Raw genomic sequence first — 13,788 nt, forward strand, 5'->3', positions numbered from 1 at the left:
CACCGGATGAGCAGCCATCGGGTCGTGTCGACCTCCACGGTCGACACGGGGTTCCTTCACTACCGTGCCGGACAGCGCATCGGACGGCCAGGACGGGATCATGTCTCGCAGAACCAAGGAGCTCGGGGGTGGTGAGCTCGAGGCCGCGGCCATGGACGTGGTGTGGGAGCGCGGTGGGTGGGTGTCGGTGAGCGAGGTGCGCACGGCGCTCACCAAGGACCGCCCGCTGTCCTACAACACGGTGTTGACGATCATGGTCCGACTCTTCGAGAAGGGACGCCTCGAGCGCCGAAGGGATGGGCGCGCCTACCTGTACCAACCCGTCCAGAGCCGAGAGCGCTACACCGCATCCCGGATGGAGCAGATCCTTGACACGACGGCTGATCGGCCTGCCGCGCTGGCCAGCTTCGTCGACAGCCTGGGTGAGTCCGATCGCCGTCAGCTGCGGCGGATGCTGGACAGGTTGGGCGGACCCCGATGACAGCTCTCGTGCTGGTCGCGGCCGGGCTCATGGTCTCGTCCCTGCCTGCGGTGGCCAGGCCGCTGGGTCGGCGGATCAGCTCCGCCGAGTGGGCGCAGCTCAACCTGATCGCGATGGTGGGGTCGGTCATGGTGGTCGAGGCGGGGTTCGTGCTCCTCGCGTCGACCACGGTGCTTGGAGCGTTGCCCTTCGGCGCGGTGGCCTCGGCCTGTGAGGAGCTCATCGGGCCGCTCACGCCCCTGGGCCCGGTGGGCGGATGGCTGGCGGCGGCGCTGGCGGCGATGAGTCCCGCCCTGGCCGGGCGAGCCGCCCACCGGACGCATGCCCGGATGAGCAGGCTCGAGATCGAGCCCTACCTCGGCCACCACCGCGCCCGGCAGGGTCACGATCTCGTGATCCTGCCGACCTCGTCGCACATCGCCTACAGCATCGATGTCGGACACCGTCAGGTGGTCATCTCCGAGGGTCTCGTCCGATGCCTGGAGCCGAGCCAGCTCCGGGCCGTGATCGGCCACGAGGTGGCCCACCTGCGCCACGGTCACGGCCAGATGCTGCGCATGGCCACCGCCCTGCGCGGAGCCCTGCCGTGGTGGCCGCCGCTCGCGCACAGCCATCGGGTCCTGCGCGCCTCGGTCGAGCGGTGGGCTGACGAGGAGTCCACCCACGGTGATCACGCCGCCCGCCGATGCCTGGGAGATGCACTCCGACGCATGGCCGCCGTCGAGACTCCCCCATCTCTGGCTGCGTTCTCGCCTGCGGAGGCCACCGCAGAGCGGATCGCCGCCATGCACGAGCACCCCCCAGCCTCGGTGGTCGCGCGCGTGGCCGTGTACGTCCCGGGCCTGCTCATCGCCGGGGCTACAGTGGGGGCCTTCGGTGCGTGGCTGGGCGAGGCCCAGGCGCTCCTCGCCATGGCCGGCCGTTGCCCGATCTGACGCATCGGCACCGTCGGTGCGGCCCATCTCGCGGTTGGGTCCAGGGGCGCGTCGTCGCCTGGGGATGCAGGCTCGCGCGCTCGGCCCGAGGCCGTCGGCCGCCGGTTCACGGGGGGTAGGTGAAGGTTCGGGTGATCAGGTGGCCCGGGGTGACGAGGCGTGCGGCTGCGATGCGGCCGGTGGCATCCAACGTCAGGTCGCCGAAGATCTGTGAGCCGGGGACGTAGAGGGTCAAGCGGTCCGGGTCGCCGGGTTGCACCCAGACCTGTTCGAGGTTGCCGCCGGCGTAGGGCTCGGATGCGATGAGGTCCGGGCCGGTCGTGGTGAGGTTGGCGGGGCTCACGATCGAGCCAGGCCCGCTGTCGACGGTCTCGGTGACGGTCAGGTCAGGGATCGCTCTCATGACCTCGATCATCTCGTCGAGCCGTTCTGGGTCGCGAGTGCCCGACGGCCACTGCAACGTGCCGGTGAAGGAGCCGCCGGTGAGGTCCGACGCCCCGCTCGCGGTCACAGCCACAGTGGTCTCGCCTCGTTCGAGGTCGATGGACTGGGTCACGCATCCCGTACCGCAGGGTCGCGGCGACAGGTCGACTGCGGTCCCGTCGGGTCCGGTCACGACGACCTCGGTCTCGGTCCCGGCGATCGGGCCTGACGGTCCGAACACGTCGATCTCGAGAGCCTCGCCGTTGGATGCGATCTCGACGTTCAGCTGACCAGCCAGGCCGGCGTCGCGGGTGAGGTCGAGTCCCAGCGGCGGGGGCCCGAGAAGCCGGTCGGCGGAGGCTGCAGGCGGCGGGGGGGCTCCCGCCCTCAGAGCGCCGGCCAAGAGGGTCGCGGCGATGACCAGCACCACCTCGATCGACAAGGTCCGGCGCAGCAGCACGGCGTCGGTGCGTCGCAGTCCGCGCCACCGGCCCGCCGCCGCAACCGCCAGCGCGAGGAGGAAGAGGACGACCTTGACCGTCACGAACCGGCCGTACCCGGTGGTCCAGAGCGTCGACCAGGTCGGTAGCAGCCGAGCCGCGCTCACGGTCCCGGCCAGACCGAGCACGACGACCAACCCCATGGCGGGTCCGGCATAGCCGGCGACGACGGGGATCCACGGTCGGCCGCGTCGCCGCAGCACAGCGGCGACGATCACCACGAGGGTCAACGATCCGAGCCACGCGGCGCCGGCGACGAGGTGGACCGCATCAACCGCCCACCCGACGGGACCCGACGCAGCACCGTGGCTGCTCGCCGCCCACGCCCCCCCAGCCACGACCAGCGCACCGGCCGGCCATCGCCATCGGAGTCGAGCCCGGATCAGCACCAACGCCCCGAGGAGGGCCTCGCCCACGACCACCGACGCCACCACTCCCGCGCCACCCCGCGCCACGCTGAGCGCAACGCCCCCGAGGGCGACGACGAGGGCTGGCCGCGCGACCCGGCGCGGCAGGTCGACCTCCCTCACGCCGAGCCCCCACAGCCCCAGCGCCCCGAGCGCGAGGCCGAAGCCGCCGGTGAACAGCCACGAGCTCACCAGCGACCAACGATCCAGGGGCTCAGACTGGCGACCCGCCGGAACGGTGCCCGACACGTCACCCACTGCGAAGGCGAACTCGCCGGTCGACCCGTGTCCATCCACCGCGGACAATGCCTCCCAGGTCACCACGTAGATCCCGCCCTCCAAGGCCTCGAGGCCAGCGCGCACTCCGAGCTGGCCCTGCACCAGCTCCGCCACCGGTTCGGTCACCATCGATCCTGACGCGTCCCGCACTTCGAGCCGCACCGATGACAGATCGACGGCTTCGCTGAACTCCAGCACCAGGGCGTCAGGTGATGAGCCCAGCCGCTGGCCCTGGGACGGGCTGGTGCTCACCAGGAACGAGTGCGCCCCCGCGGGCGCTCCTCCGGGTCCCAGAACCACACCGATGCACAGGACGAACCCGATCGCGAGTCGACCAAGCCGCCCCGCCCTCAGCCCCCGACCCATAATCTGACACCGTGTAGGTTCAGGGCGGCCACGATGAGGCAGGGATCCATGACCACCGCACAAAGGCATCGGCTCACCTCCGCCCTAGCCGCCGGTCGCGGACCGAACCTGCGACCCACGAGGAGGTGCCATGACGCCGACCGATGACGACTCCCTGGACCCGCCCAACGACGGATCGCCGCGCTGGTGGACGCGGCGCCGCGCCTGGGTGGCCGGCATGGCCACCGCGGCAGCGCTGATCCTCGTGACCTTGGCGCTCACCCAGGTCGGTGGCGCGACCGACGACGCGCTGCTGTCCCACGACCGACGACCTGCGCCCCGCTTCCAGCTGCCCGACCTCCGAGTCCCGGCTCAGACGGTCGGCCTCGAGACCGGCATGCCCACGGTGGTGAACATCTGGGCGTCGTGGTGCGTTCCCTGCCGCCGTGAGATGCCTGCCCTCCAGGCTGCCCACCGCGGGTACGGCGACCAGGTCCAGTTCATCGGGGTCAACCACCAGGATGAGCGCAGCGAAGCCCTCGACTTCCTCACCCGCACAGGCGTGACCTATCCGTCTGGGTCCGACCCCGAGGGCGTCACGGCCCGCCGCTTCGGCGCCCTCGGCCTTCCCACGACCTACTTCATCTCCGCCACCGGTCAGATCGTCGCCACCAAGACCGGTGAGATCACCCCCGAGGAGCTGCGAGACGAGATCGTCGACCTGCTCTCTGAGGATTGACGGGGCGCAGCGCCGTCGCTCGTGGGCGCGAACCGACCTCACCGGCCTCCGTCCGCATCGGGTGACGGGCTCTGCGCCTTGGCTAGCAGGACCTCGAGCTCGGCGAAGCGCACACCCCCGGTGATCTTGGAGACCACTCGTCCGTCGGGTGCGATGAGGAAGGACTCGGGGACCCCGGACACGCCGAGGCTCAGGGCGATCTGCCCCTCAGGGTCGAGGAGCATGGGCCAGTCGCCACCCTCCGCGTCCCGGAACTGGCGCACGGCGTCGGGGTCATCGTCGTAGATGATGCCGACGACCGCAGCGTCGCCTCGGGCACGATGGACCTCATCGAACCGGACGAGCTCGGGATGCTCGGTCCGACATGGCACGCACCAGGTGGCGAACACGTTGATCAGGACCCAGCGCCCGGTCAGCCTCTCGATGTCGAACGTGGGACCGTCGAGGGTCTCGGCCGAGATGGCCGGGACAGGCCGACCCACCAGCGGGGATGCGGCGACGCGTGTGCTCGCCGGCGGCGAGGAGCCGAGCGCCCAGACGAGGGCGACGAGCACCCCGCCGACCGCCGCCGCGATCATCAGCGCACGACGCCGAACCGGTCGAGCCTCCCCGTCGGCGGGCTGGTCGTCAGGGCTCAGATCGTCTGCCGGCTCCTGGTCTGGGTTCATATCGGCGGCCATCCGAGCTCGGCGAAGCGCCTTTGCAGTGGTTGGAACAGGGGCGTCCACTGACCCGAGACGAACAACAGGCCCACCCCGATGAGGAGCGCCCCTCCGACGACCTCGATCTGGCGGCCATGCCGACGGAGGAAGGCCAGTGACCGTTGGGCCCGCGAGAACCCAAGGGCAAGCAGCACGAACGGGATGCCCAGCCCCAGCGAGTACAGGGCCAACAAGACGCCGCCCCACATCCCGTTCCCGCCACCAACCGCAGCGGTGGCGAGGATCGTGGCCAGCACGGGGCCGATGCACGGCGCCCACCCGGCTGCGAAGGCCATGCCCATCGGAAACGCGAACCCGGGACCTCGGGGGACCCGGGCCAGGTCGACACGCCGCTCGCGCATGAGCGAGGGGATCCGCAGCACTCCCATCGTCGAGAGCCCCAGGACGATGATCACGACTCCGAACCAGCGCACCAGGGTGTCCTGGTTGCGCAGGAACACGCCTCCCAGCGCCGAGGCACCGACGCCCAGCAACGTGAACACCACGGTGAAGCCCGCCACGAACAGCGCGGCCGCCCGCAACGACACCTTCCTGGCCTCACGAGCACCCAGCTCGGACACAGGCAGGGCCGACACGTAGGACAGGTAGCCCGGGATGAGGGGCAAGCAGCACGGCGAGCTGAAGGAGACGAAGCCAGCCACCAGCGCCAGCACCGGCAGGGTCAACGCCTCCACGGGCACCATCCCCAGGTTCGGCGCCCCGTGCGATCATGACCCGACATCCATCCTCCGACACGTCCCTGCGAGCCGCACCCCAACAGGCGCGCCACGACCACCATCCACACGATCGCCAACCCGACGACGAGTCCAGCGCCTCGTACGACGGCAACGTAGTAGGGTGTTGTCGTGCCCGCCACTCAGCCCGTCTCCGGAGTCCTGGGACCACTCGAGGCCGAGGTCATGACGGTGCTGTGGTCCCGGGGTGAACCGATGACGGTCCGCGAGGTACGGGCCGACGTGAACGCCGCCCGAGAGACGCCGTTGGCCTACACCACGGTCATGACGGTGCTCGCCCGGTTGGCCGAGAAGGGCATCCTCTCCCGTGTACGAGAAGGACGGGGGTACCGCTACGAGCCCCTCGTGGGCGACACAGCGGGCATCGCGGTCCGCGAGGTCGTTCGAGGTTTCGGCGAAGCAGCCATCGCCGGGTTCGTCGACGAGGCACGAGCCGATCCAAAGCTCCTGCGCCGCCTGCGCGCCCTATTGGCCGAGGAGCCCTAGCGGTGGACCGCGGGAACCAGAGCTTCGTGGCTCTCATCGGACTGGCCATCGCTCCCTTCGTCGCCGCCGGCGTGATGGGTTGCGTAGTGCTCTGGTGTCTCAGCACGGGCGTGCGAGCGCCAAGCTGGGCGCCGTTCCTGGCGGTGGCCACCGGCGCTCTGATCGCCGCAGGGATGGCACGGGCAACGCGATCCGCAATCGCCCAGCGGCTCGCCACATCCCGGCTGACCACGGCCATGGGCGACCACCGGCAGCCCTGCCCACCGCGGGTCAGGAACCTGGCCCGGGCGGCCGGCCTCGCCGAGGTGGACGTCGTCGACGACGACGGTCGCTATGCGTACACCTATGGGCTGCGCTCACCGCGGGTGGTGATCAGCCGTGGGCTCATCGAGTGTGCCGATGAGGCCGAGCTCATCGCCGTCTTCGCCCACGAGCACCACCATGCGGCCCAGCACGACCCGCTGAAAGTCGCTCTCGCCCGCATCGTCGCAGCCGCGACAGGACCGGTCCTCCCCGCCGTCAACACCCTCCTCGGGCGCTACCTGGTTGGTCGCGAGCTCGACGCCGACCGCCACGCCATCGAGCGGTGCGGCCGACCGGCCGTGGCGGGAGCATTGCTGCAGGCTGCGTCGGGGCCGCCGGAGGTGGGCTTCAGTGCCGCCGCCGCGATCGCCGCCCCGGACATGCTGGAGGTCCGCCTCGACCAGCTCGAGCGATCGGCCGCACCGGCCCTGCCTGCAGTTCCCATCCGCGATGTGGGAAGGACCGCGGTTGGGCTCGCGACCGTGACCTTCGGGCTCACCGCGTCGGTGATGTGGCTCGACCGAGCGGCAGCTGCAGGTCTACCTCTGGGCGACAGGCTTCAAGGCATGGGCGGCAGCGCCATCTGCGGGGCCCTGTGGATCCTCGGCGCGGCCGCTCTCTGGCTTCGCCGCAAGGGCAGCCCCTTGACACACCGAGCACCCTCACCTACTACTGGCAATTAGTAGTCATCCAGATTTCTGCTGATCGAGACACCCCATGATGCAATGGCTGTTCGGAGCGACACTGTTGCCCCTGATCCTCTGCGGACTGATGTGCGTGGGCGGAGCGGTGCTGGCTGCGCTCGGTCTCCGGCGGAGTCGTCCGTCGCGTCCGGTGGACGCACCGCCACCCCTGCAGGCCGTCGCGCCATCGGACTCCGCGACTCCCGTTGCGGACCCGACGCCCCGGCCCGTCCGCCGGTGATCTCAGCGATCCGGACCCAGTCGAAGGCGCCGCCCGCCGACTTGGGTCCAGCTTCCGCTGCAGCGCGCCCCTGACCGAACGCCGCTCCCGAGCCGCGCTCGGAACCCCAAAGGAGGGCCCGTGCCCAACGAGGAACAGATCGCCTACTGGTCCGGACACGAGGGCCAACAGTGGTCGACCGAGGGTGAGCGGTACGACCGGATGCTGCACGCCTTCGGCGAAGATGTCCTTGAGGCACTCGCCCCGGGCACGGGTGAGCAGATCCTCGACGTCGGGTGTGGGAACGGTGCCCTCACGCTCGCCGCGGCTGAGCGGGTCGGACCTGAGGGAACGGTCATGGGCATCGACATCGCCAGTCCGATGCTCGCCCGCGCCCGCGGCCGAGCCCAACACGGCGAGGTCGGCAACGTCTCGTTCACCGAAGCCGACGCCCAGGTCCACCCGTTCCCGTCGGGAACGTTCGATGGCGTCATGAGCCGGTTCAGGATCATGTTCTTCGATGACCCCGTCGCCGCCTTCGCCAACCTCCGAGCCGCGCTGCGACCTGGCGGACAGATGGCCTTCGCCTGCTGGCAAGACCTGCTCCTGAACGACTGGCTCATGGTCCCGGCCAGTGCGGCCCTGGAACACATTCCCATGCCGGATCTCACCGAAGCTGCGGGATCAGGACCGTTCTCGATGACCGAGCCGGAAGGTGTCCGAGATCTCCTGACGCGGGCTGGGTTCGTCGACATCGAGATCAACGCTGCGGTCGAACCGATGTGGCTCGGACGCGATACCCCGGACACTGTCGCTTTCCTCCGCCAGACTGAGATGGCCCAGACGCTCATGGCCGAGGCCGACCGCGCCGCCGTCGACCGGGCGTGGCATGCTGTCTCCGAGGTCGTCACCACCCACGAGACCAAGGGCGGCGTCGTGCTCAACGGCGCCGCCTGGATCGTCACGGCTCGCCGGACTTGAGTGGCCGTCATCCGAGGCTTGGCAGGAAGCGGCCCACGCGTTCGCAGTAGCTCCTGTAGGCCTGGCGACGGGAAGACTCGTGGACCTGTGCGAGATGAGCCCGCGGCTGCTCGACTACGAAGAGTGCGCGGTGACCACGGCTCGGCGGGTGCGGGAGCACTTCGAGATCGCGGCCACCGGCGCCTCACCGCACTTCTCGATCGTTCTGCCCGTGGCCGCCCTGCCGACCATCCGGCTCCTCCGTGAGGTCTTCGCAATCGGCCTGCCGCTACCTCCGGCCGACTGGCCCCGGTAGCCTTGCTGTGAGGTGATTGCCCTGACTCCCGATGTGTGGGCTGACTACAACCAGATCGATGACGACGGCCATGTCCTCGTCTATCTGGAGGACATCGTGCGGGTCGAGCGCGTCGTCGTGGGCGGGACCGTGATCGTGGCCGATCCCGAAGCCAAGGCTCACACCGCTGTCGTAGTCGCGCTGTCACCGAGCGGGACCGTCTCACTCGATGTCGACTGGTCCAGCCGCCCCACCGCGGCGGCGGCCGGTTCGGCCACGACCGGCTGATCGCCATGACCACCGTCGAGGTCGACATCGCCGTCGACTTCATGGACGTGACCAACGACAGGCGTCTCTGGACCAGGCTCAGCGACGTGCGGGACGGCTTCGTCCCGGTTGCCGGCCAGTATGCGGTCGTGGGCTGCGAGGACGCCGACGCCGCGGTGGCACATATCATCTCGGTCGACATCGAACGAGGGATCTGGTTGAAGGTCGTTGACGGCTCCGGCGAGGATCACCGGCATCTCCTGCCATCGACCTGAGGACATCACAATCCGGCGCCTCGGTCGACGCCGACGGCACGGTCGGCGGCGCGGGCTTGGAGGCGGTCGAGGCGTTCGGTCGTGACCTCGCTCACCCAGTGGGTGGCGGCGATGTCGGCTTGCAGTCGCGTGGCTTCGGGCTGGCCGACCTCGCCCCAGTCCTGCTCAGCGCCTGCGACGGCGGCTTCGAGGTGGGGGGAGGATCTTGGCAGCGGCCAGGTGGTCACGTCGGCTGACGTCCGGTTCCGCAGCGATCCGGTGAGCCTGGGCGAGCTGATCTCGTGCGTGGGTGAGGGTGCGGGCGGCGGCGCCGGCTGGGGTATTGGTCCAGCGGCCGGTGCCGGCAAGGAGCGCGTCGAGGTCGTCGTGGAGCTCGATCAGGCGAGCCTGGGCGTCGGCACGGCGCATCGGTCGCCGAGCGGACCGGCAGCACTCGCACGGGCGCTGGTCTTGCGGTTCGGGCTCGGGTGGGTTCGGGTTGGCGGCCCGGTCGGGCGGGGTGTCGGTGATCCAGCGCTGGTGCTTGCTGACTCCCCCGACGACTCTCGGGGATGTCGCAAGCAGAGCTGGCGCGCCGCGCTCGGGTGTCCCAACCGGTCATCAGCGCCTACGAGCGGGGCCGCCGTGAACCGGGCATGGCCACGTTGGCCAAGCTGATCGAGGCCGCGGGGCACCACCCCCGGATCGACGTGGTGCCCCAGCCTGGCGCCGCCCGTGGACTGCCCGACACTCCCATGGGGCGACGCCTCCGACGCCATTGCCGACGCCGCCCGACGCCAGCGTCGTCGCAGCCGTGGACGGGCTACGACTACGAGACGCTCACGGCTGACCTCCACGCCCTGATCGAGCACCTCGACCTCACCGACATCACCCTCGTCGGCTTCTCGATGGGCGGCGGAGAGGTCGTCCGCTACCTGGCCACCCACGGCGCCGACCGCGTCGCCCGGGCGGTCCTCGCCGCGGCGGTGCCCCGGTACCTCTACCAGAGCGACGACAACCCCGACGGCGGCCTCGACGACGCCACCATCGCCGAGTTCGAGGAGGGCGTGAAGACCGACCGCCTCGCGTTCCTCGACGGCTTCACCACGGCCTTCTTCGCCGCCGGCGACCGCGACGACCTGGTGAGCGAGCCCGACCGGCTCTACAACCGCGACATCGCGGCGTTCTCGTCGCCCAAGGCCACCCTCGACTGCATCGCCGCGTTCGCCCGCACCGACTTCCGCGCCGACGTGGCCAAGGTCGACGTCCCGACCCTGGTCATCCACGGTGACTCCGACAGGACCGTCCCCTTCGAGGTGAGTGGGAAGCGGACCCACGAGGCGATCACCGGCAGCACCCTCGTCCTCGTCGAGGGCGCACCCCACGGGCTCAACGTGACCCACGCGGAGGAGTTCAACCGGGCCCTTCTCGCCTTCATCGCCAGCTGAGCGCCAACGGGAGCGCCGGGGCGGACCGACCATCCCGTCGGCCCCGGCCGCGGGATGCCGAGGCGGACCGACCATCCCGTTGGTCGGGAGCGGGGCCGGCGGGGCATCATGCGATCGAGCCGGGACGAGCGAGAAGGCGGCCATGACGATGTCAGGCGAGGACGAGGCCGATCGCACGCGACGAGGATCCGGCATCGAGCACCCCGAGGAGCTGCCCCCCGCCGGCGGGCCCATCGCCGTCGCCCGGACGTTCGCGTTCATCGATCTCTCGGGCTTCACCGCTTACATCGAGGAGCGCGGCGTGGCCGAGGCCGTTCAGATCCTGGCCCTGTTCCGCCTGCGCGCGTCGGAGGTCGCGGCCCGCCGGGGCGTGCGGGTGGCCAAGTGGCTGGGCGACGGGGCCATGCTCGTCGGCGTGCAGAGCGGACCGACGGTCGCGGCGGTGGCCGAGATGATGGCCCGCGTCAACGAGCTCGACCTCCGCATCCGGGCCGGCGTGGCCGCCGGCGGGGTGATCCTCTTCCAGGGCGACGACTACATCGGGCGCACGGTGAACATCGCCGCCCGGCTGTGCGACGTGGCCGAACCCGGCAACATGCTCGCCACCGCGGATGTCGCCGACACCGCGCCGCCGTGGGTGTCGCGACAGCCCGCACCCCCGGTGCTGCTGCGCGGGGTGGGCGAGGTGACCGGCGTGTGCTCGCTCGCGGTCGCCGACGACGTCACCCTGCCACCGGTGCCCCTCGCCCGCACCTGAGCGCCGCCGGGAGCTCACCAACGTCGGTCCTCCGTCGTGGCGGACATGGGCCCAAGCAAGACCGACGCCAGGCATCACGAGGCCGAAACGCGCCCGTAACCGGCCCCGGCCAGGCTGCGCCGGTGTTGCCGCTGGCGGGGTTCTCGATCGGGGTCACCGCCGATCGTCGGGCCGACGAACAGGCCGAGCTGCTCCGCCGGCGAGGGGCCGAGGTGGTGCACGGTCCGGTCATCCGGACCCTGGCGCTCACCGACGGACCCGAGCTCGAGGCCGCGACCGAGGCCCTCATCGCGGAACCGCCGGAGGTGCTCGTGGCCCTGACCGGCGTGGGCGTGCGGTCGTGGTTCGAGGCCGCTGACGGCCGGGGCCGGGGTGACGAACTGCGCGACCGCCTGGCCGGAGCCACCGTGCTGGCCCGCGGGCCCAAGGCCGCCGGGGCCCTGGCCACCGTCGGGCTCGACGTCGGCTGGCACGCTCCGGGCGAGAGCAGCGTCGAGGTGCTGGCCCACCTCGACGCCGACCTGACCGGGCGCCGCATCGCGGTCCAGCGCGACGGCGACGACCGGGCGCACCTGGCGATCGCCCTAGCCGACCGGGGCGCCGAGGTCATCGACGTCCCCGTGTACCGGTGGGAGCTTCCCGTCGACCGCGCCCCCGCCACGTCGCTCGTGGCCGCCATCGTCGGCGGCCAGCTCGACGCCGTCACCTTCACCAGCGCGGCCGCGGCCTCCAACCTGTTCGCCCTGGCGGCGGAGGACGGAGGATCGCAGCTCGTGCAGGACCTCACCGCCGCACTGCGCGGCCCGGTCGTACCGGTGTGCGTCGGGCCGGTGAGCGCCGCCCGGCTGGCCGGGCTCGGAGTGGCCGATCCCCTCCACCCGTCACGGTGGCGCCTCGGCCCCATGGTGCGGTGCGTCGTCGACGCCCTCGCCGGTCGGTGTCGGGTCATCGCCCTCGGTGGCGATCGGGCCGAGGTGCAGGGGACGATGGTCAGCGGGGTCGCCGGCCAGGTCAGCCTCAGCCGGCGGGAGGCCCAGGTGCTCGCGGCCCTCGTCGATGCCCATGGCGCGGTGGTGCCCAAGGAACGCCTCGCCCGCACCGTGTGGGAGCCGGGCACCGACCCCCACGTCGTCGAGGTCACCGTCGCCCGGCTCCGACGGCGCCTCGGGCCGATGGGCGCGGCACTCGAGACGGTCCCCCGCCGCGGGTACCGGATCCCGACCTGAGCGGCGCCGCGGCGGGGCGGCCACCTCTCCAGCGGAACGGTTCGGGGCTCCGAGCTACCGTTCCGCCATGGACCTCTTCGCCCTCCTCGCGGCCGAGCGACGCCGTCTGGCCGACGAGCTGGAGGGCCTGACCGCGGCGGAGTGGGAGCAGGCGTCGCTGTGCGCGGGGTGGACCAACCACACGGTGGTGGCCCACCTCACGCTCCCCTGGTCGATCAGCTCACCGCAGTTCCTCCTCGGCCTGGTGAGGGGCGCGAGGGAGCATCGATCGGGCCATGGACCGGTTCTCCCGGGAGCAGGCCGCGCGCGTCGAGCCCCACGGGTGTGTGGCCTCGTTGCGCGAGCACGCCGAGGATCGCTTCACACCACCCGGCTTCGGGCCCGAGGCGCCGCTCACCGACGTCGTGGTCCACGGCGCCGACATCCTCCAGCCCCTCGGCCGCGCCGTCACCCATGACCCCGACGCGCTGCGGACCATGCTGACCTTCGTCACCAGTCCCAAGGCCCGGAAACGCTTCGGCGCCGCGTCGATCGACGGCCTGGTGCTCCACGCAACCGACATAGATGAGCGCGTCGGCACGGGCGATACCGTCGTGTCGGGCCCGGCCCTCGCCCTCAGCGGAGCCGTGCTCGGGCGGTCGCCCCACGCCGCCGAGCTCTCGGGCGACGGCGCCAGCATGCTCGCCGCACGGAGCTGACCCGGGATCCACCGACCGAGGTCGGTTGAGGGACGCGCTCCCGGCGGGAATGGCGCAAGGCACGGCCCGGGGGGCCGGAGCTTGGATCCGCCCGCCCCGGCGCAGTGCACGGCCGCCTGCGGCGTGGGCGACGAGGGGACGGTCGACCGCAGTACGCCGACCCGGCCGCGGGTGGCGCCCTACCTCGCCGGGGTGGAGGAGCGGGCCAGGGAGGGCTCGCGCGCTGGGGTGCTGGCGGCGGGAACGGGGTCGGCCGGGGTGGCGGAGGCCGGAACGGTGGCGGACGAACCCGGGGCCGGGCTGCTGGGCCGGGCCGACGGGCGACCGATCCACGAGTACAGGACACCGACGAGCAGGCCCCCGCCGACCACGTTGCCCGGAACCGTCCAGGCCAGGTTGCGGGCCAGCGCCCCCACCGTGGCCGACCCGTCGAGGATGCCGAGGGAGAAGATCGTCATGTTGGCGATCGAGTGCTCGAAGCCCGAACCGATGAAGGCGAGCAGGGCCCACCACAGAACGATGGCCTTGGCCGTGTCGGACTGGACCCGGCTCGCCATCCAGAGCCCGAGGCACACCAGTGGGTTGCGTCGGGCTCTTCCCGGCTCTCGCCGAGCACCACACCCGGG

The 13,788-nt window shown here is 71.4% G+C and carries 18 protein-coding genes and 1 pseudogene; 14 read left to right on the forward strand and 5 right to left on the reverse strand.

What is annotated here, in order from left to right; translation table 11 throughout:
- Positions 1-100: 100 nt before the first annotated feature.
- Together VNL12_RS17110 and VNL12_RS17115 are read left to right on the forward strand one after the other, a co-directional pair.
- Positions 101-481 carry a BlaI/MecI/CopY family transcriptional regulator gene (locus VNL12_RS17110; RefSeq protein WP_325596157.1) on the forward strand — a complete coding sequence of 127 codons (381 nt, stop codon included), beginning with the start codon at positions 101-103 and terminating at the stop codon, positions 479-481.
- Positions 478-1,416 (forward strand): M56 family metallopeptidase, encoded by a 939-nt coding sequence (locus tag VNL12_RS17115; protein WP_325596158.1) that lies wholly within the window; start codon positions 478-480, stop codon positions 1,414-1,416. Before VNL12_RS17110 ends, VNL12_RS17115 begins: the two co-directional genes overlap by 4 nt.
- Before the next feature lie 106 nt (positions 1,417-1,522).
- Here the strand turns inward: VNL12_RS17115 and VNL12_RS17120 are convergent, their stop codons facing one another.
- Entirely contained in the window at positions 1,523-3,277 is a 1,755-nt protein-coding gene (locus tag VNL12_RS17120; protein WP_325596159.1) for a copper resistance protein CopC, read from the reverse strand.
- 244 nt (positions 3,278-3,521) lie between these two features.
- Here VNL12_RS17120 and VNL12_RS17125 point away from each other — a divergent pair, with 244 nt between their 5' ends.
- Complete coding sequence (locus tag VNL12_RS17125) at positions 3,522-4,109, forward strand: TlpA disulfide reductase family protein (RefSeq protein ID WP_325596160.1); 588 nt, start codon at positions 3,522-3,524, stop codon at positions 4,107-4,109.
- A 38-nt stretch (positions 4,110-4,147) separates the two neighbouring features.
- Here VNL12_RS17125 and VNL12_RS17130 read toward each other — a convergent pair whose 3' ends face one another.
- Both VNL12_RS17130 and VNL12_RS17135 read right to left on the reverse strand, forming a co-directional pair.
- Positions 4,148-4,687 (reverse strand): TlpA disulfide reductase family protein, encoded by a 540-nt coding sequence (locus VNL12_RS17130; RefSeq protein ID WP_325596161.1) that lies wholly within the window; start codon positions 4,685-4,687, stop codon positions 4,148-4,150.
- An 86-nt stretch (positions 4,688-4,773) separates the two neighbouring features.
- The gene (locus VNL12_RS17135) at positions 4,774-5,514 is read right to left on the reverse strand and encodes a cytochrome c biogenesis CcdA family protein (RefSeq protein ID WP_414654918.1); all 741 of its coding nucleotides are present in this window, start codon (positions 5,512-5,514) and stop codon (positions 4,774-4,776) included.
- A gap of 162 nt (positions 5,515-5,676) precedes the next feature.
- Between VNL12_RS17135 and VNL12_RS17140 the strand changes: the two genes are divergently transcribed.
- The 6 genes from VNL12_RS17140 to VNL12_RS17165 all read left to right on the forward strand — a co-directional run bounded on the left by VNL12_RS17140 (position 5,677) and on the right by VNL12_RS17165 (position 9,054).
- Entirely contained in the window at positions 5,677-6,051 is a 375-nt protein-coding gene (locus VNL12_RS17140) for a BlaI/MecI/CopY family transcriptional regulator (RefSeq protein WP_325596163.1), read from the forward strand.
- A gap of 2 nt (positions 6,052-6,053) precedes the next feature.
- Entirely contained in the window at positions 6,054-7,037 is a 984-nt protein-coding gene (locus VNL12_RS17145; protein WP_325596164.1) for a M56 family metallopeptidase, read from the forward strand.
- A 361-nt stretch (positions 7,038-7,398) separates the two neighbouring features.
- Positions 7,399-8,238 (forward strand): class I SAM-dependent methyltransferase, encoded by an 840-nt coding sequence (locus VNL12_RS17150; protein ID WP_325596165.1) that lies wholly within the window; start codon positions 7,399-7,401, stop codon positions 8,236-8,238.
- Between the two features lie 79 nt (positions 8,239-8,317).
- Entirely contained in the window at positions 8,318-8,533 is a 216-nt protein-coding gene (locus VNL12_RS17155; RefSeq protein ID WP_325596166.1) for a hypothetical protein, read from the forward strand.
- Positions 8,534-8,545: 12 nt separating this feature from the next.
- On the forward strand, positions 8,546-8,800 hold the full coding sequence (locus VNL12_RS17160) for a hypothetical protein (RefSeq protein ID WP_325596167.1): 255 nt from the start codon (positions 8,546-8,548) through the stop codon (positions 8,798-8,800).
- A gap of 5 nt (positions 8,801-8,805) precedes the next feature.
- Positions 8,806-9,054, forward strand: a complete 249-nt coding sequence (locus VNL12_RS17165; RefSeq protein WP_325596168.1) for a hypothetical protein — start codon at positions 8,806-8,808, stop codon at positions 9,052-9,054.
- A 5-nt stretch (positions 9,055-9,059) separates the two neighbouring features.
- Here VNL12_RS17165 and VNL12_RS17170 read toward each other — a convergent pair whose 3' ends face one another.
- Positions 9,060-9,281, reverse strand: coding sequence for a hypothetical protein (locus VNL12_RS17170; RefSeq protein ID WP_325596169.1), 222 nt, complete (start codon positions 9,279-9,281; stop codon positions 9,060-9,062).
- Positions 9,282-9,602: 321 nt separating this feature from the next.
- On the opposite strand from VNL12_RS17170, the pseudogene VNL12_RS17180 reads away from it, so the two are divergent.
- The 5 genes and pseudogenes from VNL12_RS17180 to VNL12_RS21300 all read left to right on the forward strand — a co-directional run.
- Positions 9,603-10,481 (forward strand): annotated as a pseudogene (locus VNL12_RS17180) (alpha/beta fold hydrolase); the annotation flags it as partial.
- A 142-nt stretch (positions 10,482-10,623) separates the two neighbouring features.
- Positions 10,624-11,238 carry an adenylate/guanylate cyclase domain-containing protein gene (locus VNL12_RS17185; protein ID WP_325596170.1) on the forward strand — a complete coding sequence of 205 codons (615 nt, stop codon included), beginning with the start codon at positions 10,624-10,626 and terminating at the stop codon, positions 11,236-11,238.
- Positions 11,239-11,360: 122 nt separating this feature from the next.
- Entirely contained in the window at positions 11,361-12,464 is a 1,104-nt protein-coding gene (locus VNL12_RS17190) for a uroporphyrinogen-III synthase (RefSeq protein ID WP_325596171.1), read from the forward strand.
- A gap of 67 nt (positions 12,465-12,531) precedes the next feature.
- On the forward strand, positions 12,532-12,921 hold the full coding sequence (locus VNL12_RS21295; protein WP_414654919.1) for a maleylpyruvate isomerase N-terminal domain-containing protein: 390 nt from the start codon (positions 12,532-12,534) through the stop codon (positions 12,919-12,921).
- A gap of 19 nt (positions 12,922-12,940) precedes the next feature.
- Entirely contained in the window at positions 12,941-13,162 is a 222-nt protein-coding gene (locus tag VNL12_RS21300) for a hypothetical protein (RefSeq protein ID WP_414654920.1), read from the forward strand.
- Positions 13,163-13,341: 179 nt separating this feature from the next.
- On the opposite strand, the gene VNL12_RS17200 is transcribed toward VNL12_RS21300, so the two are convergent.
- Positions 13,342-13,788, reverse strand: a 447-nt coding sequence (locus VNL12_RS17200) for a formate/nitrite transporter family protein (protein WP_325596173.1), incomplete at its 5' end; no start/stop codon positions are given.

Origin of the sequence: Iamia sp. (assembly GCF_035575815.1) — a bacterium.
GTDB lineage: Bacteria > Actinomycetota > Acidimicrobiia > Acidimicrobiales > Iamiaceae > Iamia.

Excerpts from the sequence above, each read along its gene's own strand:
- VNL12_RS17110 (WP_325596157.1), top strand. The coding sequence starts at position 101 with ATGTCTCGCAGAACCAAGGAGCTCGGGGGTGGTGAGCTCGAGGCCGCG.
- VNL12_RS17115 (WP_325596158.1), top strand. The coding sequence starts at position 478 with ATGACAGCTCTCGTGCTGGTCGCGGCCGGGCTCATGGTCTCGTCCCTG.
- VNL12_RS17125 (WP_325596160.1), top strand. The coding sequence starts at position 3,522 with ATGACGCCGACCGATGACGACTCCCTGGACCCGCCCAACGACGGATCG.
- VNL12_RS17130 (WP_325596161.1), bottom strand. The coding sequence starts at position 4,687 with ATGATCGCGGCGGCGGTCGGCGGGGTGCTCGTCGCCCTCGTCTGGGCG.
- VNL12_RS17135 (WP_414654918.1), bottom strand. The coding sequence starts at position 5,514 with ATGGTGCCCGTGGAGGCGTTGACCCTGCCGGTGCTGGCGCTGGTGGCT.
- VNL12_RS17165 (WP_325596168.1), top strand. The coding sequence starts at position 8,806 with ATGACCACCGTCGAGGTCGACATCGCCGTCGACTTCATGGACGTGACC.
- VNL12_RS17185 (WP_325596170.1), top strand. The coding sequence starts at position 10,624 with ATGACGATGTCAGGCGAGGACGAGGCCGATCGCACGCGACGAGGATCC.
- VNL12_RS21295 (WP_414654919.1), top strand. The coding sequence starts at position 12,532 with ATGGACCTCTTCGCCCTCCTCGCGGCCGAGCGACGCCGTCTGGCCGAC.
- VNL12_RS21300 (WP_414654920.1), top strand. The coding sequence starts at position 12,941 with ATGCTGACCTTCGTCACCAGTCCCAAGGCCCGGAAACGCTTCGGCGCC.